Raw genomic sequence first — 22,960 nt, forward strand, 5'->3', positions numbered from 1 at the left:
GAGCGGGTGGACGGCTCGGCCCGGGCGGGCGGCCGCGGGCGGCAGGCGAGGGGCGGGAGGGCTGCGAGGGACCGCGGCGCGCGGGTGGACGGCTCGGCCCGGGCGGGCGGCCGCGGGCGGCAGGCGAGGGGCGGGAGGGCTGCGAGGGACCGCGGGCCGCGGGGGGGCGGCTCGGTCGAGGCGGGCGGCTGCGGGCGGCAGGCGAGGCGCGCGAAGCCTGTATGTTTGGACAGGTCCATCGGGACAGCTCGGCGCGGGCGGCAGGTCCAGAGTGCGCCGAGCGGCGGGCGGCTGCAAGACGCGCAGGCGATCTCGCCGAGATGGAGGCGGCCGGAGGGGGTCGGCCGGGTCGCGGGAGCGGCGCTGTCGAGGTTCGCCGGGGAGGTGGGCATGGGCGGTCGGTCGAGGCCGGGTGCCGAGCCCGGGTCGCGGGTCGCCGTCGACGGGTGCGAGGCGACCCGGGTCGTCGACGCGCAGAGCGAGCGGACGCTCGACCTGCGCTCAGCCTGCCTCGACCGCGGCTCGTCGGGCCTCGGCGCCGTCGTCGACCGCCGACTCGCGCTCGACAGGGCATCGACGCGCCCTGCTCCGGCGGGAGCCCGCCTCGCTCCCGTGGTCCGGCTCCACGCGAAGGGGAAGCTCCCGGGACATGTCGCCCATGACATGTCCAAGGAGACATGCTCGATGGAGCATGGCGTTCCAGACATGTCAGAGGCCGCGGCGGTTGTCGCTCCAGTAGGCCTTCGTCCGGATCCGGCGGGCGGGGATCGACCACTGACGCTGCAGCGCGCGGCGCAGGGCGACGACGCTCTCGGCGTGGCCGGCGAGGTAGTAGACGCTGTCGACGGTGACGACGCGGTCGAGCCAGGCGAGCAGGGCGGCGCCGCGGGTGGGGCCGCGCGAGAGGACGTCGAGCGGGAGGCCCATGGCGGTGAAGAGGTCGGGCGGCAGGCCTTCCCCCTCGACGGCCCCGGTGAGGCCGGCGGAGGGCGGGACGGCGCGGGCGAGCGCGGCGAACAGGCCGGCGGTGGTCTCGTCGCCGAGGAAGACGTGATGCGCGGCGTCGGCGTCGAGGCGCAGCCGGCCGCCGGGACCCATGAGGTGGGTGGCGTCGCCCTCGCGCAAGGCCTCCGCCCAGGCGCTGCCGGGGCCGCGACCATGCAAGTAGAAGAGGATGTCGACCTCGCCGCGCGCGTCGTCCCAGCGCATCGGGGTGTAGTGGCGAAATTCACGGGCGCCCACGCGCACCTCGACCTCGTGGCCAGGGCGCCAGCCGCAGCGCTTCAGGGGGGCGCCGCCGAAGCGGACGCGACGCAGGCGCGGGGCGAGGGTCTCGGTCTCGAGGACGGTGCAGGCGCGGCCGAACCATGCCTCGGCGCGCGCGGCCAAGAATGCGGGGATCTCGGGCATCGGAAACCTCCAGGAATGGGGCCGTCCGGGCGACGGCTGGACGCGGGGAGGGAGCGGACAAAGGTGAGGTCGCGGCGGGCGGGACAGGGATGTCTCAAGGGACATGTCGAGGCAGGCGACGAGGCGCGAGCGGCGCTGGGCGTCGGGCGGTGATGGCCGATGGGACATGATTCGAGGGGCAGGCCGGCGCCGTCGTCGAGGCGACGGGGAGCGACGGAGCTGGGCTGTGATGGCCGATGGGACAGGGTTCAAGGGCCAGGCAGGCGCCGTCGTCGAAGCGACGCGGAGCGGCGGAGCTGAGGCGGCGATGGCCGAAGGGACATGATTCGAGGGGCAGGCAGGCGCCGTCGTCGAGGCGACGCGGAGCGGCGGCGCTGGGGCGGTGAGGGCCGAAGGGACAGGGTTCAAGGGTCAGGCAGGCGCCGTCGTCGAGGCGACGCGGAGCGGCGGCGCTGGGGCGGTGAGGGCCGATGGGACAGGGTTCAAGGGGGAGGCAGGCGCCGTCGTCGAGGCGACGCGGAGCGGCGGAGCTGGGCGGCGGATGGCCGGTTGGGCATGGTTCAAGGGACACGTCGACGCCGCCGCCGGAGGAGGGGGAGCAGCCAGGCGAGGACGGGGCTGCCGGTGCGGCAGCCGCCGCAGGCGTCGCGCTCGGGCGGGGCAGGCTCGTCGGTGTCGTCGCCGGTGGTGCCCTCGCCGGTGGTGTCGTCGCCGGTGGACCCGGGCGCGGGCAGCGGGTCGACGCAGGCGAGCGCCTCGCGGGTGGCGGCGGCGCACAGGTGGGCCTGGATCGACATGTCCGAGAGGACAGGGTTGACGGCGGCCAGCCAGAAGCCGCCCGCGGGCAGGTCGGCGAGGATCCGCGGCTCGGGGTCGGCGCCGTCCCAGGCGAGCTGCGGCGGCTCGACGGGGCCGTCCGGGGCGCCGCCGGCGACGGCCTGCAAGGTGAACTCGAGGCCTGGCGCGGGCGCGGCGAGGCCGAACCACAGCGGCCCGCCCGGGTGGTCGAGGCGGTAGTAGCGGGCGGTCAGCGAGAAGAAGCGGTCGTCGTCGTCGAGCGACGAGCCGTCCTGCTCGGCGATCACGCCCGCGAGCTGTTCGGCGTAGGCGTGGCTGTCGCGGGCGCCGGCGCGCGGGCCGGTGGCGAGGTTCCAGGCGCTGAACTCGAGCCAGGCGGCGCGCAGGTCGTCGCCGCGGCCGAGCAGGAGCTCGGCGATCGCGGCCGGCAGGTCGGGGGTACCACCGACCTGCAGGAGGGCGTCGACGAATTCGGGGCCGTGGCGCTCGATCAGGAAGTCCCACCACAGCGCAGTGCCGTAGGCGAAGGCCGGGACGGGACCGGCGGGCGGCTTGAAGAGGGAGCGGCCGGTGTCGGCGAGGTAGGCGTCGCACAGGCGCAGGAAGTCGCGCGAGTCGGGGCGATAGGCCCGCTCGGCCCACACCGCGGTGCCCTCGGAGAACCACACCGGCGGGTCGACGACGTAGGCGGCCTGGACGGCGTGGAACAGCTCGTGGCTGACGACGGTGTCGACGGCCTCGGCGAGGTCGGCGTAGGCGTAGCCGGCGAAGTCGTTCTCGAGCAGCAGATGACCGGCGCAGGCGTCGGGATCGCAAGCGTCGTGGCCGAAGTGACCGTCGGCGGCGCCGGCGAATTCGACGAGGTAGATGTCGAGCGCCTCGCTGCCGCCGAGCGAGCCGAGGTCGTGCTCGGCCTCGCTGCGCGGCGGCCTCAGCCCGAAGACGTCGCGGTAGAGCGCGAGGACCTCGGCGGCAGTGTCGGCGACGCGCGTGACGTAGTCGGGGACGCCGTCGGCGTCGAGATCGGCGAGCGGGACGACGCTCGGGCCGTCGACGCTGTAGTGGACGCGCAAGCCGTCGGGGTGATCGTGGGTGGCGAGGATGTCCTTCGGGTCATACGGCCACAGGCCGCCCTCGGTCGGTCGCTCGGCGCGGGCGAGGCCGGGGAGCAGGAGGACGGCCGCGAGCGCGACGAGAGTGCCGCGGCGGCGCGCGCCCGGGCGCTCGATGGGGAGGACGCGAGCGTCGCCGGGGCCGAAGACGACGTCGATGGTGGCGACGCGAGCGTCGCCAGCCTCGGCGACGAGGTCGGGGCCGGAGACGACGTCGATGGGGGCGACGCGAGCGTCGCCAACCTCGGCGACGAGGTCGGTGTCGGAGACGAAGCGGGAGGCGACGCGGTCGTCGCCAGTGTCGGCGGTGCCGGTGACGACGTCGGCGACGTCGATGCCGGGCGGCGCGGCGCGGGTCACGGGAGGAAGCTCCAGCGCCAGGTCATGAGGGCGGCGCCCGTGCCCATGGTGCCGTTCTCGTTGCAGTCGGCCTGGCCGGTCTCGTAGTAGGCCTCGACCCTCAGCTTGACGGTCCGGCCGTCGGCGAGGCGGAGGGCGAACGGGAAGCCGGTGGTGGTGACGCAGCCGGTGTAGCCCCACCAGCTCGCCATGCGGTAGGCCGGGCTGCCGGGCAGGCCGGAGCCGTCTTCCTGCAGGGCGCAGGCGTCATCGTAGTAGTCCTCGGGCGCGAACTCGGCGTCGGGCGGGGCGGCGTCGAGGTCGGCGTAGTCGCCGGCGGGGGTGGCGACGGTGACGCAGGAGGGGCCGGAGCTGCCGCTGTTGACGCGGATCCCGAAGCGCTTGGCGGCGATGTCCCAGGCGCCGCTCTCGAGCGCGGCGACGTCGTCGAGGTCGACCCGCTCGAGGCCGTCGTCGGTGAAGCGGAGGTAGACCCACGGGTTCATGGCGGCGGCCATGGTCCCGCCGGCGGAGGCGTCGATCCGCGAGACCCAGTCGGCGCCGTCCTGCTCGCTCGTGACCTCGGCGTCGCTGACCTTGTCGTCCACCAGGGAGAGGTCCTGGATCGCGGCGTCGACGCAGGGGACTTCGACGAGCGGGCAGGCGTTCGGGTCGACCGGGTCCGGGGTGCCTCCGGTGGTGGGAGGGTCGGTGGTGCCGGGGTCGGTGTCGCTGCCGGCGCCGGTGGTGCCGGGGTCAGCGTCGCTGCCGGCCCCGGCATCGCTGCCGGTCGCGGCCGGGTTGCCGGAGTCGGAGGAGAGGTCCGGCTCGTTGCCGTTGCAGGCGGCCAGCAGGGCGAAGAGGATGAGGTGAATTTTGGGACAGGTCGTGAAGGACATGTGCGCGGGGCTCGCAGGACGGAGTGAAGGGAGGCCGACCGGGTGAGGGAGCTGAACTTCGGGTCAGGTTTCTCGGAGGCGGGAGCGGCGCGGAGAGGAGCCGATCGGGGAGCTGAACTCTTGGGCAGGGGGGTCGGAGCGGGCTCAGGGGAGCTGGTCTTTGGGGCAGGTCAGGAGGGGAGGTCGTCGGGCGGGCGCGGGAGGACGGCGAAGCCGCGGCCGGCGGGGGCGGGCACGAGGTCGAAGCGGGCGCCGAAGCACTCCTCGAGGCGCTCGGGGGTGAGGACGGCGGCCGGGTCGCCGTGGGCGACGCAGCGGCCGGCGTGCAAGAGGGCGAGGTCGTCGGCGCACTGGCTGGCGGCGCCGAGGTCGTGGACGACGAGGACCAGGGCGGTGTCGGTGGCGCGCGCGAACTGCCGCAGGCGCGCGAGGATCCGGACGGCGTGCCCGGGGTCGAGGTTGGCGGTCGGCTCGTCGAGCAGGAGGTAGCGGCGCGGGAACTCGGGGGTGGGCTCCCAGATCTGGGCGAGCACGCGGGCGAGGTGGACGCGCTGCTGCTCGCCGCCGGAGAGGGTCGGCGCGAGCCGGTCGGCGAGGTGGGCGACCTCGGCCACCTCGAGCGCGGCCCAGGCGATGTCGCGGTCGCGGCGCGTCTCGCCCCGGCCGGGGTGCGGGAGGCGCCCCAGCGTGGCGACCTCGAGGGCCGTGAGCGGGAAGCGCAGGGCGGTGGCCTGCGGCAGGACGGCCCGCAGGCGCGCGAGCGCGATCGGGTGGAGCCGGCCGATCGGGCAGCCGTCGAAGCGGAGGTCGCCGGCGCTCGGGGCCTGCTCGCCGGCCCAGACGCGGAGCAGGGTCGACTTGCCGGCCCCGCTCGGGCCGACGACGGCGAGCACCCGCGCGCACTCGGCGACGAGCGAGAGGTCGCGGAGCAAGACGGCGCCCCGGACGTCGACGGTGACCCCCGTGGCCTCGAGGCTCATGCGGGCCTCCGAGCAGGGGCGGGGTGGCGAGGGGAGCGCATGGCTTTCGGGACAGGTGGCGAGGCAGCGCCGCTCATGTGAAACATGAGCTGAATGAGATAATGCAGCAGGATGTATATGTTTTTAATGTGAGATCGTGGTGGCCGGGTGGCGCGGAGGTGCGCGCGCGGCCGGTGAGCCGGCTCGGGCGCGACGCCCGGAGCGAGGCCGCGGACCCGAGCGGCGTCTTCGAACCAGGCGGGCCCGCCCGCCCCCGTGGGACGGACGGGGGCAGAGGGGCGGAGCATCGGTTGCGAGGTTCGCTCGATCTGCCGCGGAGCGTCCGGCGGAGCGCGCGTCGGAGCGTGTCCTTCAGGACAGGTCGCGCGGCGAGCGGGCGTCGCTGCGGAGGTTTATTTAGAAGATTCAAGATGTCGGCGTAAATTATCGACATGCAAAGATTTTGTGTTCCGCTCATACGAGCTCCGTCGCACGCACGCGGGCGAGCAGGGCGAGGAACACGGGGGCGCCGAGGAGGGAGGTCAGGATCCCGACCGGCAGCTCGGCGGGGGCGAGCATCGTGCGGGCGACGGCGTCGGCGAACAGCAGCAGGCCGGCGCCGCCGAGGGCGGCGGCGGGGAGAAGCACGCGGTGCCGCGGGCCGACGAGGCCGCGCAGGAGGTGCGGGACGACCAGGCCGACGAAGCCGATGATGCCGGTGAAGGCGACGCAGACGCCGACGGCGAGGGCGACCTCGATGATCACGCGCCGGCGCAGGCGCTCGACGTCGACGCCGAGGTGGAAGGCCTCGGCCTCGCCGAGGAGGAGGGCGTCGAGGTCGCGGGCGCGGCGCCACAGCAGGCCGCCGGCGAGGGCGACCAGGGGGACGAGGACGAGGGTGACGCCGCGGGTGATGCCGCCGAGGCCGCCGAGCAGCCACAGGCTGAGGTCGCGCAGCTGGCGGTCGTCGGAGAGATAGCTGAGCAGGCCGAGAGCGGAGCCGGCGAGGGCGGTGACGGCGATGCCGGCGAGCAGCAGGCCGACGACCGAGGTCTGGCCGCGCGCGCGCGCGAGGGCGTGGACGAGCCAGGTGGCCGCGAGCCCGCCGGCGAAGGCGAGGACGGGCTGGGTGAAGCCGCCCGGCAGGACCGGCAGGAGCCGCGCGAAGACGATCGCCAGGCCGGCCCCGAGCGCGGCCCCGCTGCTGACGCCGACGAGGGTCGGGTCGGCCAGGGGGTTGCGAAACAGGCCCTGCATGGCACAGCCGGCCACCGCGAGGCCGGCGCCGACGACGACGGCGCCGAGGGCGCGCGGCACCCGCAAGGCGAGGAGGATGTAGCGGTCGCCGGGGTCGCAGCCGGGATCGGGGGCGACGAGGCAGGCGACCGCGCGCGGGAGGTCGAGCGAGGCGGCGCCGACGGCCAGCTCGAGCAGGACGCCGAGGACGACGAGGACGGCGAGGCCCAGCAGGACCGGACGGACGCGCCGAGCTGTCCCGGCGGACATGCTCGCCTGGACAGGGATCACACGGCCGCTCCGGTGCGGGACGGGTGGGGCGCCAGCGGTACGGGCAGGGACGGGCGGGGACGGCGGGCGAGGCCGCGGGGCCTGTGGAGGGGCGCGGACGCGGGGCGAGGCCGGACACCGGGGAGCGGCGCATGGCAGCCCGCCTGGCAGGCGGCTCGGGTTCGGCGCTCGGTGGTGGCCGAGGCCCCGGACGAGCGAGGCCGGGGGCCGGGGCGCCGGTCCTCGGAGGGGGTGCGCATGTGCGAAGGCCGGTCTGCTGCGAAGGACATGCACCGACGGGCAGGCCGATCTGCCCAGGAGGACATGCGCGATCGGCCCGCAGTGTCTTCCTCGGAAGGCATGTCCGAACGGGCAGGCCTCACGGGGCGGCTCCTTCGCCGAGCTCGGGGTGGAGGGCCACCAGGAGCTCGCGGACGCCCTGGCCGATCCGGGGGCCGAAGCCGAGCAGCTTGAGGTCGTCGACGGCGACGACCCGCTGGGCGCGGCCCGCGGGGGTCTCGGCCAGGCCGGGGAGCGCGAGCAGGCCCGGGACGCCGCCGAGGCTCTCGAGGCCGCGGGACGGCAGGACCACGAAGTCGGGGGCGGCGGCGACGACCGCCTCGGCGCTCCACGGCCGCATGCCGGTCAGGGCGTCGCCGGCGTTGTCGGCGGCGGCCAGGCGGACGAGCTCGGCGCCGGTGGTCTCGCGGCCGGCGACGAGCAGGCGGCCCGGTCCGCGGGCGTAGACGAACAGGACGCGTGGGCGCGAGGTGACGCGGGCGCGCAGCCGGTCGGCCTCGGCGAGGTCGGCCTCGAGCGCGGCGAGCACGGCGGCCGCCGCGTCCGGCCGACCGATCGCGGCGGCCACGGCGGTGATGTTGCCGCGGGCGGCGTCGAGGTTCTCGCCGGCCGGCACCCGCTCGAGGCGGACGCCGGCGCTGCGGATCTGCTCGAGCGCGGCGGCCGGGCCGGCCTCGCTGCTGGCGAGCACGAGGTCGGGGCGCAGGCCGAGCACGCCCTCGGCCGAGAACTGGCGGTAGTAGCCGACGCGCGGGAGGGCGGCGGCGCTCTCGGGATAGAGGCTCGAGAGGTCGACGCCGACGACGCGGTCGCCGGCCCCGAGCGCGAACACGGCCTCGGTGACCGAGCTGCCGAGGGTGACGATCCGCTGCGGCGCGGTGACCTGCGCGGCGGCGGGAGCGGGGCTGTCCTCGGGGACAGCACAGGCGAGGACCAGCGCGACGGCGAGGACGAGCGAGCGGAGGACGGTCGAGGCGGACATGCAGCTCCAGGCCGATGACACCGCGGGGCGGTCGGTCCAGGAAGGTCGGTAGCACATTTTGAAAATGGAAATCAAAGTTAATTTCGTGAGTCTTCCTCGCAGACCTGCTCCCGCAGGGCCGGCGTTGGGCTTGACATATGATTTTGAAAATTGATATCAATTGCATCCTCGCTCGGAAGCGCACCATGAGTCGTTACACCGGACCTCGTCTCCGCATCCTCCGCCGCCTCGACGTCGACCTCCCGGGGTTGACCGCCAAGTCGCGCGAGAAGCGGCCCTATCCCCCCGGACAGCACGGGCAGGCGCGGCGCAAGCGGCCGTCGGCCTACGGCATGCAGCTCGCGGAGAAGCAGAAGCTCTGCTTCAACTACGGCGTCAGCGAGCGGCAGATGCGGCGCCTGTTCGCCGAGGCGATCGCGGCGAAGGGGGTCACCGGCGAGGTGCTGCTCGAGTACCTCGAGCGCCGGCTCGACAACGTGGTGTTCCGCGCCGGGCTGGCGCCGACGATCCCGGCGGCCCGCCAGCTGGTGACGCACGGGCACATCCGCGTCGACGGCCACCGCGTCGACATCGCCTCGTTCCGCGTGCGCACCGGGGCCGAGATCACGCTGCGCCCGCGCAGCCACGACCTCGACATCGTCCAGCGCGCGGTGGCGACGCCGACCCGGATCCCGCTCCCGACGTGGCTCGAGTGCGACCTGCCGCAGCGCAAGGTGAAGATGGTCGGCAGCCCGCGCGGCGACGCGGCCCCGTTCGAGCTCGATGTCCAGCTGGTGGTCGAGTACTACGCCCGCTTCTTCTAGGAGTCTCATGCCCCGACCCTCGACCCCCGACAATTCGCTGATGGCGCTGATCGTGCGCCGCTGCGGCCTCGACGCGGCGGCGGCCGATCTGCTGCAGCGGATCGAGGCCGCCGCCTGGGACCTCGTCGCCGACGGGGTGACGCCCGACGTCCTGCGCGCGGTGCTGGCGGTCGTCGCCGACGTCGCGCCGGCCCCGGCCGGCCTGCCGCCGCGCGCGCGTCGGCTGCTGCGGAAGTTCGCCCAGGCCCGCGACGCAGGGGTGCCCGCCGACGTGGTCGCGTCCTTCACCGAGGACGCGCTGCGCATGGCGCTGCTGATCGACGACGCGTTCCACCGCGGCCACGCGGTCGGCCGCGCCGAGGCGAGCGCGCCGCTCGACGCGCCGGCCCGCGGCACCTGGTCGCACTGACGGCCTGGTCGCACGGACGGCCGCGTCCCCGGCGCGCTGGGCGTGGCGCGGATCGACGACGCGGCCGCGCCGAGGCGAGCGCGCCGATCGACGCGCCGGCCCGCGCGGCTCGGTCGCGCTGACGGCCGAGTCCCCGGGCGCTGCGCATGGCGCTGCTGATCGACGATGCGCCGAGGCGAGCGCGCCGATCGACGCGCCCGGCCCGCGCCGCTTGGTCGCGCTGACGGCCGAGTCCCCCGGGCGCTGCGCATGGCGCTGCTGATCGACGATGCGCCGCGGCGAGCCCATCCATCGACGCGCCGGCTCGCGACGCCCGATCGCACGGACGGCGACGCGGCTGGCCGCCCGCGGTCGTCGGCGTGACGCGCGTCTCGTGCTTCAAAGCATGTCTCTCAGGACATGCCGCCTGGGGCATGTCCTCGAGGGCATGCTCTCCGGGTCAGAGTGCCTGGGCGGCGATCCAGCGGAACACCGCGGCGCCCGTGCCGCGCATCAGCTCGGGGTCGGGCTCGAGCGCGTCGACGCGGGCGAGCTCGCCGTCGGCCGCCAGCACGTAGAGGTTGCGGGGGGCGGCCGGCGGCAGCAGCAGCTCGAGGCTGAAGTCCTGGTCGTCGCGGCTGTGGAGCAGGAGGTCGCCGTCGTCGTCGATCGCCAGGGCCCACATCGGCACGCCCTGGAACCGCTCCATGCCGGCCGACGAGACGCGCACGATCTCGCCGGCGGTCACGCCGCCGACGTCCTGCGTGTCGCTGACGCAGGTCCAGGCGGCGAAGCGGGCGTTCGGCGAGGCGACCGGCGGCTGGCCGCCGACGCACGGCGCCTGCTCGGCGCTCAGCAGCTCGAGCCGGGCCTCGTCGACGCGCAGGGCGGCGCCGCGGGTGGTGACGAACAGGAGCGCGCGCCCGTCGGCGCTGACGCGGGTGAACAGCTCGCCGGTGTCGCCGATCAGCGGCCGGCCGTCGTGCTCGCCGGTGGTGTGATCGTAGCGGCGGACCACCAGGCCCTCGCGGAACACGTAGTGGCGCGGCGAGATGGCCGCGATCAGGTGCGAGGGGTCGGTCCACTCGGGGGCGTCGGTCGCGACGGCGCACGCGGCCTCGGGCTCGCCGACGGCCCAGCGCCACACGCGGCAGCTGCCGTCGGCCCCGCCCACGCTCACCGCGCGGCCGTCGGGGTCGACCGCGCCCAGGCCGCAGCTCGGCCCGGGGCCGCCGACGCAGCGGACCCGCTGGGTGCGCGCCAGCGGGACGTCCGGCAGTCGCACGGCGGCCAGCTCGGTCAGGGTCGGCGCGGCGTCGTAGCCCTCGCTCGGCCGCGGGTACCTGAGCGCAAGGACATGTCCGCCGGGACCTGGCCGCAAGAACCCGTCCTCGGGGACACCTTGGAGGACGAACAGGACGGGGGCGTCGGCGGCGCCCACGGCCCCCCAGACCTCGGCGCAGCCGGCCGGCAGCGGCCAGGCGAGCGGCACGACCGCGGCCGGGTCGCCGGCGGTCGGGGTCGCGACCCGCGGCGACAGCGGCACCAGCTGCAGCTCGGCCGGGCAGCCCGCGGTCCACCACAGCGCGCCGCCGGTGGGGGCGAAGCCGGTGGCGTCGGGCGCGAGGCGGGCGGGCAGGGCGAGCGGCAGGACGCGCTCGCCGGCGAGGTCGACGTAGCCGGCGCGGAGGGGGCCGAGGCTGTCCCCGAGTTCATGTTGCCAGCCGCCGTCGCCGGCGCGGACCAGCGCGCCTTGGCCGCGCGGGTCGAGCTCGACGACCAGCGGCAGCATGTCGGTCTCGGGCCCGGGATCGGCGGGCAGGAGCTCGCGCTCGACGAGGCGGCCGGCGTCGTAGATCGTCAGGGTGCGAGCGCCCCCCTTGTCGCGCTCCGACGCGATCCACACCGCGCGCGCGTCGACCGTGGGCGGGCCGCAAGCGGCCAGCCACGCGACCAGCAGGGCGACCGAGCCCGAGCGAGCGCCGAGGCCCGGGCCCGCGGACGCGCGCGGGGCGGTCGCTTGTGACTTCACTCCCCCGCCTGGTGTCGCCGTGGCCACCACCCCCAGGGTACCAGCCTTGCGCGCCCGGTGCGGGTTTGGCAGGCTTCGCGCCTCATGTCCGGCGACCCCAAAGACCCTGATTACGACGACACCGAAGGCGACCTCGAGCCCGGCGAGCTGATGTTCGACGAGGGCGACGAGGAGGAGGGCGCAGCCTCGGAGGAGGAGATCCAGGAGGCGGCCCAGGCGATCGAGCTCGTCACGCTGCCGGTCTCGTGCACCAACGAGGGCAAGGGCGCGCCGCTCGGCATGGGCATCCAGCGCTTCTGGGCCCAGGAGCTGGCCGAGGCCGGGGTCCGGGCCGCCGCGCCGGTGTTCACCGCGATCCAGGAGCAGAACGGCCGCCGCGCGCCGGCGCTGATGATCTTCCGTGAGCCGTGGACCGACGACCGCGCGCTCGAGGGCATCAACCGGTTCGCCAACGCCAAGTTCGGCCTGGCCACCGACATGTTCGCCCAGGAGGACAAGGTGACGCTGACGGCCCGCCTAATCGCGGTGAAGCCGGGTCCCGCGCTCGAGACCGTCGACACGTTCACCGCCGAGACCACGGCCGAGCAGCTGCCGGGCGAGGTGTTCGCGCTGACGCAGAAGATCGCCGGCGCGCTCGGCAAGTCGGTGGCCAAGCCGACCTGGCAGGACGCGTTCGGCACCGCCAACGTGCAGGCGATCATCTCGTTCCTGGTCGGCCTCGGCAACCTCAGCGCGCTCCAGGGCCGCTGCGTGCCGACGACGTCCGACCAGCTGCTGTCGCCGCTGATGGACGCCCTCGGCCGCGCGCCCGAGATGGACGTGACGATGCAGGCGCTGCACGCGATGACCGACATCCTCATCGCCGGTCAGCCCGACCAGGCCGCCATCCCGCTGTCGGTGCAGGCGCTGTCGATCGCGGCGCAGAAGCGCAAGAACGACCAGGGCGCGTGGCATCACCTCGCGCTGGTGCTGCGCCGCGTCGGCGACCTCGGCTCGGCCGTGCAGGCGTTCCAGCAGGCGATCAACCTCGGCCCGCAGAACCCCGCGGTCGCGGCCGGCTTCATCGACACCCTGCGCACCGCCGGCGACCTCGAGAACGCGCTCAAGGTGGCCCAGTTCGCGGTCGAGAACGGCAACGAGGGCCCGGTGGTGATGGCCCAGCTCGGCAGCCTCCTGATCGAGAACGACCAGTTCGACGAGGCCGAGCCGTTCCTCCGCCGCGCGGTCGAGGAGGGCAAGGTCCCCAGCGCCTACGGCGACCTCGCGAACGTGCTGTGGGAGACCACCGAGGAGGATCCGAAGCGGATCCAGGAGGACCGCGACGAGGCGCTCGCGCTGCTGGCCCAGGCCGTCGAGCAGCCGTCGATCCACAAGAGCACCCTCGACATCCTGCTCGACCTCCACGAGGAGGAGAAGCTCGAGAAGGCGACGGTGCTGATGCTGCGCGCCGCCGAGAAGCACGCCGAGAACGCGACCGTGCTGCGCTACGTCGCCAGCATGTACCTCGAGGGCGACGAGCCGGCCCGCGCCCGCCCGTACCTCGACGCGATCCTCAAGCTGCAGCGCCGCAGCCTCGACGACGACGCGTTCGCGCGCCGGGCGATCCTCACCCTCGAGGTCGACAACTTCGAGGACCGCTACGACCAGGCCATCGACTACGTGCGCAGCGGCGACCCGCAGAAGCACCTGGCCGCGGCCAAGTTCCTGCGCGAGATGATCGGCCGCGACCCGCGGTACTGGCAGCCGCACCTGATGCTCGCGCTGGCCGTGCGCGACAGCGAGGGCGACGCCGCGGCGCTGTCGCACCTCAACGACGCGGTCCGCCTGCGCCCCAACGACGCCGAGATCCGCAACCTCATGGCGGCGATCCTGCGCAAGCAGGGCCGCGCGCGCGAGGCCGTCGAGCACCTGCGTGCGGTCGTGGCGATCAACCCGCGCGAGATCGAGCCGGTCGTCAACCTCGCCTCGGCGATGCGCGACGCCAACATGTTCGAGGAGGCGCGCCAGGTCTGCAGCGCGGCGCTGCAGATGATCCCGGACCACCCGGAGTTCAAGCGGATCCTCGACAGCCTGCCGCCGCCGCGGCAGCGCCAGAACTGACGCGCCCCGGCGCCCTGGCGCCAAGAACGACGACGCGCACGCCCGGAGGCTCCGGGGTGCGCGTCGTCGGCGTTTGCGGGGCGCGAGGCGGCCAGGCCCAACGTTGTTCGCCAGCGATGTCGTGAGCGAGCGGCCGCCGCCTGGCGGTGGTGCTCCGGCGCGAACTGGTTCAGCCTATGCCTGCTGACTTGTCGTCCCCGGGCCGCTGCCGTTGCCTGGGGGCTCTTACCTGTGATCTCAGCGAGCGGGAGTGTCCGTGATGCGAATCCTTAATCGGAAGTGTTGGAGCCGGGTCGCCAGCGCGTGCGCCGCCCTCGGCGCGGCGTGGACCCTGGCGATCCCGCAGACGGCCGAGGCCTGCGGCGGCGTGTTCTGCGACGGCGGGCTGCCGAACTCGATGCCCGTCAACCAGGACGGCGAGAACGTGCTCTTCGTCCTCAATCAGAACGAGGTCGAGGTCCACATCCAGATCAGCATCGACCCCAACACCAACGCGCAGAAGTTCGCGTGGCTGATCCCGATCGCCCAGATCCCCGAGTTCGAGGTCGGCTCGCAGCCGCTGTTCGACGCGCTGCTGAACTCGTCGGTGCCGACGTATCAGCTGCAGCAGACGTTCGAGGTGTGCGGCGAGGACGGCATCTCCGGCGGGCTCTCGAGCGCGAGCAACGGCGATCCGGGCCTCAGCAGCGGCGACGGCGGCACCGGCACCGAGGGCAACGACAGCGGCGGCGAGGACCCGGTGGTGTTCAAGACCACCGCGGGCGCGTTCGAGATCGTGGTGCTGCAGGACCAGACGATCGAGCCGATCAAGCAGTGGCTGATCGACAACGAGTACCAGTGGATCGACGGCTCGGAGATGGTGCTGCAGCAGTACCTCGACGAGGGCAACGTGATCGTCGCGCTCAAGCTGGCGGCCGGGTCCGACGGCGGCGACGTCCACCCGATCGTGCTGCGCTACCCGTCGAACGAGAACTGCTTCCCGCTGCGGCTGACGCGGTTCGCGTCGATCGAGAACATGGACATCCGCGTGTTCGTGCTCGGCAACAGCCGCGCGGCGCCGACCAACTACCGCCACGTCCTCGTCAACCCGCTGAAGATCGACTGGCTGCAGTTCGCGGCCAACTACAAGGACGTCATCACCAAGGCGGTCGACGACCTCGAGGCCGAGGGGCTGGCGTTCGTGACCGAGTACGCCGGGCCGTCGAACGTGGTCCAGCCGTTCGCGTTCAACTTCTACAGCACGTCGTGGAACGAGGCGGCGTTCGTCGGCCTGCCGCCCGAAGAGGTGATAAGCACCCTCAACAACCAGGGCCTGGCCAACTGCTTCGGCGCCGACTTCTGCTTCTACAACCACCCGCTGGTCGAGGGCCTGCTCAATGACTTCCTGCCGGTGCCGGATGGGCTGACGGCGGAAGAGTTCTACGCGAACCTGCAGGCCTACGCCGACCAGATCGACGCGATGGCGTGGGGCGACGGCAGCGCGTTCGCGCAGGCGCTCGACAGCCGGATCATCGCCCCCGGCGAGCACGCGCAGGAGCTGGTCGACGCCTACCCGTACCTGACGCGCATGTACACGGTCATCTCGCCGAACGAGATGATCGCGGACCCGATCTTCCACATCAACCCGGACCTGCAGGACGTGCCGAACTTCCGCTCGGCCACCGAGTACAACCTGTGCGACGGCAACAGCGTGGTCACGCTGCCCGACGAGCGCGAGATCTTCGTGCCCAACGGCGGGCCGTGGCCCGACTTCATCGGCGAGATGTGGTGGGCCGAGGAGGTCCAGCAGGTCGCCCTCAAGGGCAAGCCGATGCACCTCGTCAACAACACGGCCGCGATCAACAAGAAGATCGAGGAGTGGAACCTCGCCCACGGCTGGCCGCGCTTCCCCGAGGGGGCGCCCACCACCAGCGCGAGCGACACCGACACCGACAGCTCGGGGTCCAGCGAGGGCGGGCCGGACTCGGCGACGAGCGGCGGGCAAAACGACGCCAGCGGCTGCGGCTGCCGCAGCGACGGGGCGCCGGGCGGGGGTCTGCTCGCGCTCGCGGGGCTCGGGCTGCTGGCGGGACGGCGCCGCCGGCGCTGAGGCGCGGGGATCGCGGAAGCGCCGCGCTCGCGCGGCGCAGACGACTCGAAGGACATGTCCACGCGGGCATGTCCTTCGCCGCTTCTGCCGGGCCGAGCGGGCGGCGCTCGGCAGAGCGTTCAGGACATGCCCGAAAGGGCATACTCCTCACGCCATGTGCGAAAGGACATGTCGGTCAAGACATGTCCTTGGCGCCTCTCAAGAAACGGCCCTCTCCGCGCGGCCCGGGCCTGGTTCGCAGGACGTCTTCTCGTCGCGGGGCCCAGGCCTGCGGGGCGCGGACGATCAGGCCGCCGGGCGCATCTCGACTTCGTAGCCGAGGCTGCGGATGCGGCGCGCGAGTCGTGATGCGGTGCGCTGGCGGTCGTTGCGGTTGAAGTGCTCGGCACCGAGGTCGCGGTAGGGCTCGTGGTCGCGGAGGATCCCGTGGACTGCGGTGAGGATCGCCGCGGCAACGGCTCCGATCGCCTTCTTCTTGCCTTGCCGCGCTCGGACGCGGAGGAAGAGCGCCCGGAGATAGCCCTCCCCGCGGATGCTCGACCAGGCACACTGGATAAGCATCGTCTTGAGCCACGCGTTGCCCTTGCGCATGCGGTTGGAGCGGCGCTTGCCGGCGCTCTCGTCCATGCGTGGACACAGACCTGCCCAGGAGCGCAGGTGACCGGCCGAGCGGAAGCGGTTCATATCGACGCCGACCTCCGCGATGATGGCCTGCGCGGCCGTCGTTCCGACTCCAGGGATCGTCTGGAGCAGTTCGACGGCTTCAGAAAAAGGGCGGAGCTCGGCCTCGATCCGCTTCTCGACATCGGCGATCGACGCCTGCAGGGCGTCGATGAGCCGGAGATGCGTCGAGATGAGCATCCGGTGATGGTCGCGCACGCGGCCGTGGAGCGCCTCCATGAGCTTGCCGCGCTTGGCCTTCAGCGTCCCACGAGCAAGCCCCGCGAGCTTCTCCGGGTCGCTCTCGCCGGCGACCATCGCCTCGAGCATCGCCCGCCCGCTCTTCCCGAGGATGTTGGAGGCGACCGACGCGAGCTTGATGTTGCAGGTCTCCAGCACCTTCTGGATCCGCTGCGTGTGCTCGACGACCTCGCGCGAGAGCTGCTTCCGCGTCCGGGTCAAGTCCCGCAGATCCGCGATCGGCTCGGGTGGCACGAAGCTCGCGCGCACGAGCCCGTGTGCGATCAAGTCCGCGAGCCACATCGCGTCGTTCATGTCGGTCTTGCGCCCGGGCACGTTGCGGACTTCGTGCGCGTTCGCCAGCACCAGCTCGACACGGCCCGTGAGCACGGCCCAGACGGGCTTCCAGTACACGCCCGTCGCCTCCATCACTGCGATGACGCAGCCGCGGTCCTCGAGCCAATCGCCCAGCCCGATCAACTCCGAAGTGCTCGTGCCGAAGGTTCGAACCTCCCGGTCGACCTTGTTGCCCTTCATGCACCGCACGCAGGCGACGATGCTGTCCTTGTGGACATCCATGCCCGCGCACGTCCCGTACATCACTTCCATGACGTTCCTCCGTGAAGAACGCCGGCGCGAGGGCCCCTAACTCGAAGTCTCTCAAACGCGCTCCAGCGAGTCCCAGGACCCGCTGCTCGCAAACAAGGGTGCTCACGGGCCCTCCGGTCCAACTCAGAAACGGGCTCACCCTGCGCCAGTGCGTGAACGACCTCTTTGCCGGCATTCGCGGCAAAGCTAACCCAGTGTGCGAATCCGCGCCAAGCCCGCCATCGGCCTCCCGCGAGGGTTCCAGGGCCGTTTCATCCCCGCGGGTCGGCGCCAGCCGGTGGGTAACTCAGAAGTCGACGACGACCGAGCGGGCCGAGAACTTGGCGGGGCCGTGGTAGACCGCCTCGATGTTGTTGCCCTCGGGGTCGAGGAGGAACGCCGAGTAGTAGCCCGGGTGGTAGGAGCGCTCGCCGGGGGCGCCGTTGTCGCGGCCGCCTGCCGCCAGGCCGGCGGTGTGGAAGCGGTCGACGGCGCCGCGGTCGGGGGCCTGGAAGGCGAGGTGGACCCGGCCGGTCAGCTGGCCCATGGCGGCCTTGCTCTCGGCGGTGGAGATGTAGAGTTCGTCGTACCACACGTGGTCGTCGCCCTCGCCGCAGCGCGGGAGGCCGAGGGCGCCGAGCACCGCGCCGTAGAAGCGCTTGGCCGCGGGGAGGTCGGCGACGACGAGTTGGATGTGATCGATGAGTCGGCCGCGGTGGAGCTGCATGCCCCACCGTAGCCGATCGCCCGGCGCGCGCAACGCCGCTTCAGGCGACGGGCTGGTAGTCGCGCAGGTCGAGCTGCCGGGTGCGCAGCCAGTAGCTGACCGTAAAGCCAGGCCACAGCGCGGCGGCCCGACCGTCGGCGGTCTGGTACCAGCTCTTGCAGCCGGACGACCACACCGTGCGGCCGAGCCGCTCGTAGAGCTCGCTGGCGAAGGCGGTCTGGACCTCGGGGCGGACGTCGAGCATGCGCAGGTTGCGGTCGCGCAGGGTGGCGATGCACTGCAGGGCGTAGCGGACCTGGGCCTCGATCATGAAGATCATCGAGTTGTGACCGAGGCCGGTGCCCGGGCCCATCAGCAGGTACAGGTTCGGGAAGCCCGAGACGGTGATCCCGAGGTACGTCTCGGGCTGGCCGCGCCAGCGCTCGTTCAGCTCCTGGCCGTCGACCCCGACGATCCGGACCGCCGAGAGATACTCGGTGGCGCGGAAGCCGGTGCCGAGGATGATGGCGTCGACCTCGCGCAAGGCGCCGTCCTGGGTGCGCACGCCGGTCGGCTCGACGCGGTCGATCGGGTCGGTGACGAGCTCGACGTTCGGCCGCGTCAGCGCCGGGTAGAAGTCGTTGGAGATCAGGACGCGCTTGCAGCCCATGCGGTAGTCGGGCGACAGGCGGGCGCGCAGGCCGGGGTCGGCGATCTGGCGCTGCACGTGCTTGCGCGCCAGCGGCTCGACCAGGCGCATGACCTTGGGCCGCAGGAAGGCGAACGCGCGCGCCTCGTGCTGCCAGTAGAGGCCGTTCCGCACCAGCCGCTGCAGGGCGGGCACGCGGGCGTAGACCCTGCGCGCGAGCTCGCCGATCGGGTGGTCGGGCTTGGGCACGACCCACGCCGGGGTGCGCTGGAACAGGTGCAGGCGCTGCACGACCGGGGCGATCTGCGGCACGAACTGGATCGCGCTGGCGCCGGTGCCGATGACCGCGACGGTCTTTTGGGACAGGTCGTAGCCGTGGTCCCAGCGGGCCGAGTGGAAGGTCTTGCCGGCGAACGTGTCGAGCCCGCGCAGCTCGGGGTAGGCGGGCAGGTGGAGGGCGCCGTTGCCGAGCACGAGGGCGCGGGCGGAGAGCCGCTCGCCCGCGCGGGTGCGGACGTGCCAGCGCCCGGCGGCGCGGTCGAACTCGGCGTGGTCGACCTCGGCGCCGAAGCGGATGTGACGGCGGACGTCGTACTTGTCGGCGCAGCGCTCGAGGTACTGCTGGATCTCCGACTGCAGCGGGAAGGCCCGGGTCCAGTTCGGGTTCTGCTCGAACGAGTACGAGTAGAGGTGCGAGGGGATGTCGCAGGCCGCCCCGGGGTAGGTGTTGTCGCGCCAGGTGCCGCCGACGCGGTCGGCCTTCTCGAGCACGACGAAGTCGGTGATGCCGACGCGGCGCAGCTGGATCGCCATGCACAGGCCGGAGAAGCCGGCGCCGACGATGACCACGTCGACGTCGCGGGGAGCGCTGGCAGCGGAGTCGGACATCGGGCGCAGTGTAGCGTGGGGTGCGGCGACGGGCCTGGGGGCGCGCGGAGACGTTCACGTCGGTCTCGCGGCGCGCGACGCGGTGCGGCCGTCGAGGGCGAGGAGTCGGTCGCGCAGCCGCGACGCCGCGGGCGGCAAGGTCGCGCCGCGCCGCCACATGAGGCGGTACGTGACGTGGCCGAGCTCGGGCACCGGCCGCGCGACCGCGCCGCGCGGCAGGCCGCAGATGCCGTTGACGACGGCGACGCCGAGGCCGAGGCCCGCGAGGTGGAGCATCAGCGGCCAGCCGTCGGCCTCGATCGGCGGCGCGGCGGCGTCGGGCAGGCCGGCCAGCGCGCGGCCGACGAAGGCGCGGTGCGATTGGCCCGGCGGGGCGAGGACGAGGCGTTCGCCGGCCAGATCGGCCAGCCGCACGCGGCGGCGTCGAGCCAGGCGGTGGCCGGCCGACATGGCCACGCACAGCGGCGTGCGCAGGAGATCGCGGGCGACCAGCTCTTCGGGCACGAGGTCGACGACGCCGACCGCGAGGTGGGCCGCGCCCTCGCGCACGGCCTCGGCGGCATCGGGGCCGCCGCGGGTGAGCGGGCACAGCGTGGCGTCGGGTTCGTCGCGCGCGAAGGCCCGCAAGGCCGGGCCCAGCAGGTAGAGGTATGCGCCCTCGCCGGCGGCCAGGACGACGCGCTCGCGGCGGGCCTCGCCGCGCAGCTCGGCGAGGAAGTCCTGCGTGCGCGCCAGCTCCTCGCGGGCGAACGCCGCCACGCGCACGCCCGCGTCGGTGAGCCGCAGCTGCCGGCCCTCGCGCTCGTACAGGGCCGCGCCGACCTCCTGGCCGAGGCGGGCGATCCGCTCGAACAGGGCCGGCTGCGACAAACCGACGACCCGGGCCGCGCGGGTGAAGTTGAGGGCGTCGGCGAAGGCCACGAACGCGCGCAGCAGCTCGCCGTCGAGTATCGGCACGACCGATGACATATCGATGCATTCTAGTCGACGCCGATAGTTCGCGGGGCCACCCTGGCGGCATGCACACCGTCGATTCAGCCCCTCGCACCTCGGCTGCCTGGTGGGCCGAGACCCGGACCGACCCCTCGCGCCTCCACGCCTGGCTGTTCGCGCAGTACCGCGGCGAGGTCACGGCCGCGCGGCGGATCCTCGCCCTGCGCGACGCCCACGCGGCCCCGGGCAGCCGGGCCCACCGTCTGCTGACGGTCATCGCCGGGCAGGAGCGGGACCACGCCGACTGGGTGGGCGAGCTGCTCCACGCGCGCGGCCTGGCGCCGGTGGTGGTCGGGGCGCCCGAGGCGCGCTACTGGAAGCAGACGCTGCCCGCGGTCGTCGATCTCGAGACGGGCTGCGCCGTCGGGGCGCACGCGGAGGCGATGCGGCTGGCGCGGATCGAGGCGATCGCCGGCGATGCGGCGGCGCCGCCGGACATCCGCGAGGTGTTCGCCAGGATCTTGCCGCAAGAGCGTTTTCATGAGCGAGCCTTCCGCTCGCTGGCGACGCCCGCGAGCCTCGCGGCGACCGGAGCGGCCCACGAACTCGGGCTCGCGGTGCTCGGGCTCGAGGCGTGACGCGCGGCGCGCGGCCGGTCTGTCCTCGGAGACATGTTCTTTTGCGCTCGCGAACGGTGTGGCGATCGTCGTGGAAATTCGGCGGGCACGGATTGTCAAAAGGCCGATGGTCCGTCGAATCGTGTCCGTGTGTATTGCGCTGAGTGGGTGCTTGTTGGCTTGCGGAGGCCCCGCGAGCACCTCTTCCGACACCACCGCCGCGGGGCCGCAGACGACGAGTACGTCGTCTCCCGAGGCCAGCACCGCCGACTCCACCGGTTCGCCCGCGCCGACGACGACCGAGTCGACCGAGGGCGGGACCGGCGGAGCGACCGAGGGTTCGCCGACGACCGGCGTAGCGACGACCACCACCACCGATGGTTCGACCGGCGGGACGACGACGTCGACGACGACCGGGCCGGACCCGGCGGTCTGCGGCGACGGCGAGGTCGATGAAGGAGAGGCCTGCGACGACGGCAACCTGGTGCCCGACGACGCCTGCAACCACCTCTGCGAGCTGCCGGTCTGCGGCGACGGGGTGGTCCAGGCGGGCGAGGAGTGCGACGCCGGCGCCGACAACGGGCCGGGCAAGGCGTGTCTGGGCACGTGTAAGAGCAACGTCTGCGGCGACGGCGATCAAGGTCCGGGCGAGGGCTGCGACGACGGCAACCTCGACGACGGGGACGCCTGCACCGCGCAGTGCGCTCTGGCGAGCTGCGGCGACGGCAGCGTGCAGGACGGCGAGGCGTGCGACGACGGCAACGCCGTCGACACCGACGCGTGCACGAACGCGTGTACGACGCCGATCTGCGGCGACGCGATCGTGTCGGACGGCGAGGGGTGCGACGAGGGCAACGCGAACTCGGACGCGGGCGCGTGTACGTCCGTTTGCCAGGCGGCCAGCTGCGGCGACGGGCTAATCCACGCCGGCGTCGAGCAGTGCGACGAGGGGGCGAGCAACGGGCCGAACCAGGCCTGCCTCGCCACCTGCAAGAACAACGTGTGCGGCGACGGCGACAAGGGCCCCGGCGAGGCGTGCGACGACGGCGCGAACAACGGCGACGACAAGCAGTGCCACGCCGACTGCGAGCTCGACGTGTGCGGCGACGGCCTCGACGGTCCGAACGAGACCTGCGACGACGGCAACACGCTCGGCCTCGACGGCTGCAGCGCGACCTGCCACGAAGAGCTGATGTGCGGGAACAAGCTCTACAAGTGCGGCAACGGCGTCGACGACGACGGCGACGGCGCGATCGACCTGGCCGACCCGGAGTGCACGACGCCGTGCGACGACGACGAGTCGTCGTACCAGACCAGCCTCCCCGGGCAGAACCTCGACTGCAAGTCCGACTGCTACTGGGACGCGGACAGCGGCGTCGGCAACGATCAATGCGAGTGGAACCTCAAGTGCGACATGCAGAACCCGGGGGCCGACATCGGCTGCGGCTTCGACCCGTCGCTGAAGATGTGCACGCCCAAGGTGCCGGCCCAGTGCCTCGACGTCTGCGTGCCGCTGATCCCGAACGGCTGCGACTGCTTCGGCTGCTGCCAGATCGGCGACCAGTTCGTCTACCTCAACTCGAACCCCGACTGCAGCCTCGACAACCTCGACGCGTGCAACAGCTGCACGTTCTTCCCGCAGTGCGCGAACCAGTGCGAGCCGGAGATGTGCGAGGTGTGCTTCGGCCAGGACGCCGACGACCTGCCGCCCGAGTGCAACGGGATGCCGACCTGCGAGCCCGGCGTGACGCCCTGCGTCGACACCGCCGAGTGCCCCGAGGGCGAGTTCTGCCAGACGGGCTGCTGCGTGGTGGTCGTGCCGCAGTGAATTGGTGAGGAGCGGCGCGCGGCGGCCGGCGTCGCCGCGCGCCGAGCGAGGCCGAGGGGCTCGTGACTGCACGAGCGCGTCCGGACCGCGAGCTCGCCCGAGTTGGAACCCGGGCCGGCGGAGCGGTCCCAGGC

17 protein-coding genes are annotated in these 22,960 nt (G+C 73.2%); 6 read left to right on the forward strand and 11 right to left on the reverse strand.

What is annotated here, in order from left to right:
• Positions 1-708 precede the first annotated feature (708 nt).
• The 6 genes from NAEX_RS40865 to NAEX_RS40890 all read right to left on the reverse strand — a co-directional run bounded on the left by NAEX_RS40865 (position 709) and on the right by NAEX_RS40890 (position 8,305).
• Positions 709-1,410: a siderophore-interacting protein gene (locus tag NAEX_RS40865; protein WP_096332874.1), complete on the reverse strand. Its 702-nt coding sequence runs from the start codon at positions 1,408-1,410 to the stop codon at positions 709-711.
• Positions 1,411-1,970: 560 nt separating this feature from the next.
• Positions 1,971-3,680 (reverse strand): MXAN_6640 family putative metalloprotease, encoded by a 1,710-nt coding sequence (locus NAEX_RS40870; protein WP_096332875.1) that lies wholly within the window; start codon positions 3,678-3,680, stop codon positions 1,971-1,973.
• Positions 3,677-4,558 carry an HmuY family protein gene (locus NAEX_RS40875; RefSeq protein WP_096332876.1) on the reverse strand — a complete coding sequence of 294 codons (882 nt, stop codon included), beginning with the start codon at positions 4,556-4,558 and terminating at the stop codon, positions 3,677-3,679. The genes NAEX_RS40870 and NAEX_RS40875 overlap by 4 nt, the downstream gene beginning before the upstream one ends.
• Positions 4,559-4,728: 170 nt before the next feature.
• Positions 4,729-5,538 (reverse strand): ATP-binding cassette domain-containing protein, encoded by an 810-nt coding sequence (locus NAEX_RS40880; protein WP_096332877.1) that lies wholly within the window; start codon positions 5,536-5,538, stop codon positions 4,729-4,731.
• Between the two features lie 453 nt (positions 5,539-5,991).
• Positions 5,992-7,023, reverse strand: a complete 1,032-nt coding sequence (locus tag NAEX_RS40885) for a FecCD family ABC transporter permease (RefSeq protein ID WP_096332878.1) — start codon at positions 7,021-7,023, stop codon at positions 5,992-5,994.
• 379 nt (positions 7,024-7,402) lie between these two features.
• Positions 7,403-8,305, reverse strand: coding sequence for a heme/hemin ABC transporter substrate-binding protein (locus NAEX_RS40890; RefSeq protein ID WP_170136432.1), 903 nt, complete (start codon positions 8,303-8,305; stop codon positions 7,403-7,405).
• 185 nt (positions 8,306-8,490) lie between these two features.
• Here NAEX_RS40890 and rpsD point away from each other — a divergent pair, with 185 nt between their 5' ends.
• Both rpsD and NAEX_RS40900 read left to right on the forward strand, forming a co-directional pair.
• On the forward strand, positions 8,491-9,108 hold the full coding sequence (gene rpsD / locus NAEX_RS40895; RefSeq protein WP_096332880.1) for a 30S ribosomal protein S4: 618 nt from the start codon (positions 8,491-8,493) through the stop codon (positions 9,106-9,108).
• A gap of 7 nt (positions 9,109-9,115) precedes the next feature.
• A complete protein-coding gene (locus NAEX_RS40900; RefSeq protein WP_143140622.1) occupies positions 9,116-9,517 on the forward strand; it encodes a hypothetical protein in 402 nt (133 codons plus the stop codon).
• Between the two features lie 439 nt (positions 9,518-9,956).
• Here NAEX_RS40900 and NAEX_RS40905 read toward each other — a convergent pair whose 3' ends face one another.
• Positions 9,957-11,555, reverse strand: coding sequence for a hypothetical protein (locus NAEX_RS40905; protein ID WP_143140621.1), 1,599 nt, complete (start codon positions 11,553-11,555; stop codon positions 9,957-9,959).
• Positions 11,556-11,612: 57 nt separating this feature from the next.
• On the opposite strand from NAEX_RS40905, the gene NAEX_RS48990 reads away from it, so the two are divergent.
• On the forward strand, positions 11,613-13,628 hold the full coding sequence (locus NAEX_RS48990; RefSeq protein WP_100793007.1) for a tetratricopeptide repeat protein: 2,016 nt from the start codon (positions 11,613-11,615) through the stop codon (positions 13,626-13,628).
• Between the two features lie 259 nt (positions 13,629-13,887).
• Positions 13,888-15,717: a DUF2330 domain-containing protein gene (locus NAEX_RS40915; RefSeq protein WP_096332883.1), complete on the forward strand. Its 1,830-nt coding sequence runs from the start codon at positions 13,888-13,890 to the stop codon at positions 15,715-15,717.
• 285 nt (positions 15,718-16,002) lie between these two features.
• Here NAEX_RS40915 and NAEX_RS40920 read toward each other — a convergent pair whose 3' ends face one another.
• The 4 genes from NAEX_RS40920 to NAEX_RS40935 all read right to left on the reverse strand — a co-directional run bounded on the left by NAEX_RS40920 (position 16,003) and on the right by NAEX_RS40935 (position 20,405).
• Complete coding sequence (locus NAEX_RS40920) at positions 16,003-17,226, reverse strand: IS110 family RNA-guided transposase (protein ID WP_096326511.1); 1,224 nt, start codon at positions 17,224-17,226, stop codon at positions 16,003-16,005.
• 286 nt (positions 17,227-17,512) lie between these two features.
• Complete coding sequence (locus NAEX_RS40925) at positions 17,513-17,932, reverse strand: VOC family protein (protein WP_096332884.1); 420 nt, start codon at positions 17,930-17,932, stop codon at positions 17,513-17,515.
• 40 nt (positions 17,933-17,972) lie between these two features.
• Positions 17,973-19,448, reverse strand: a complete 1,476-nt coding sequence (locus NAEX_RS40930) for a flavin-containing monooxygenase (RefSeq protein ID WP_096332885.1) — start codon at positions 19,446-19,448, stop codon at positions 17,973-17,975.
• 54 nt (positions 19,449-19,502) lie between these two features.
• Positions 19,503-20,405 carry a LysR family transcriptional regulator gene (locus tag NAEX_RS40935; RefSeq protein ID WP_170136433.1) on the reverse strand — a complete coding sequence of 301 codons (903 nt, stop codon included), beginning with the start codon at positions 20,403-20,405 and terminating at the stop codon, positions 19,503-19,505.
• Between the two features lie 62 nt (positions 20,406-20,467).
• Here NAEX_RS40935 and NAEX_RS40940 point away from each other — a divergent pair, with 62 nt between their 5' ends.
• A complete protein-coding gene (locus tag NAEX_RS40940; protein ID WP_170136434.1) occupies positions 20,468-21,019 on the forward strand; it encodes a ferritin-like domain-containing protein in 552 nt (183 codons plus the stop codon).
• Between the two features lie 151 nt (positions 21,020-21,170).
• Positions 21,171-22,826, forward strand: coding sequence for a hypothetical protein (locus NAEX_RS40945; RefSeq protein WP_170136435.1), 1,656 nt, complete (start codon positions 21,171-21,173; stop codon positions 22,824-22,826).
• The last annotated feature ends 134 nt before the right edge of the window (positions 22,827-22,960 follow it).

The organism is Nannocystis exedens, from assembly GCF_002343915.1.
Lineage (GTDB): Bacteria > Myxococcota_A > Polyangia > Nannocystales > Nannocystaceae > Nannocystis > Nannocystis exedens.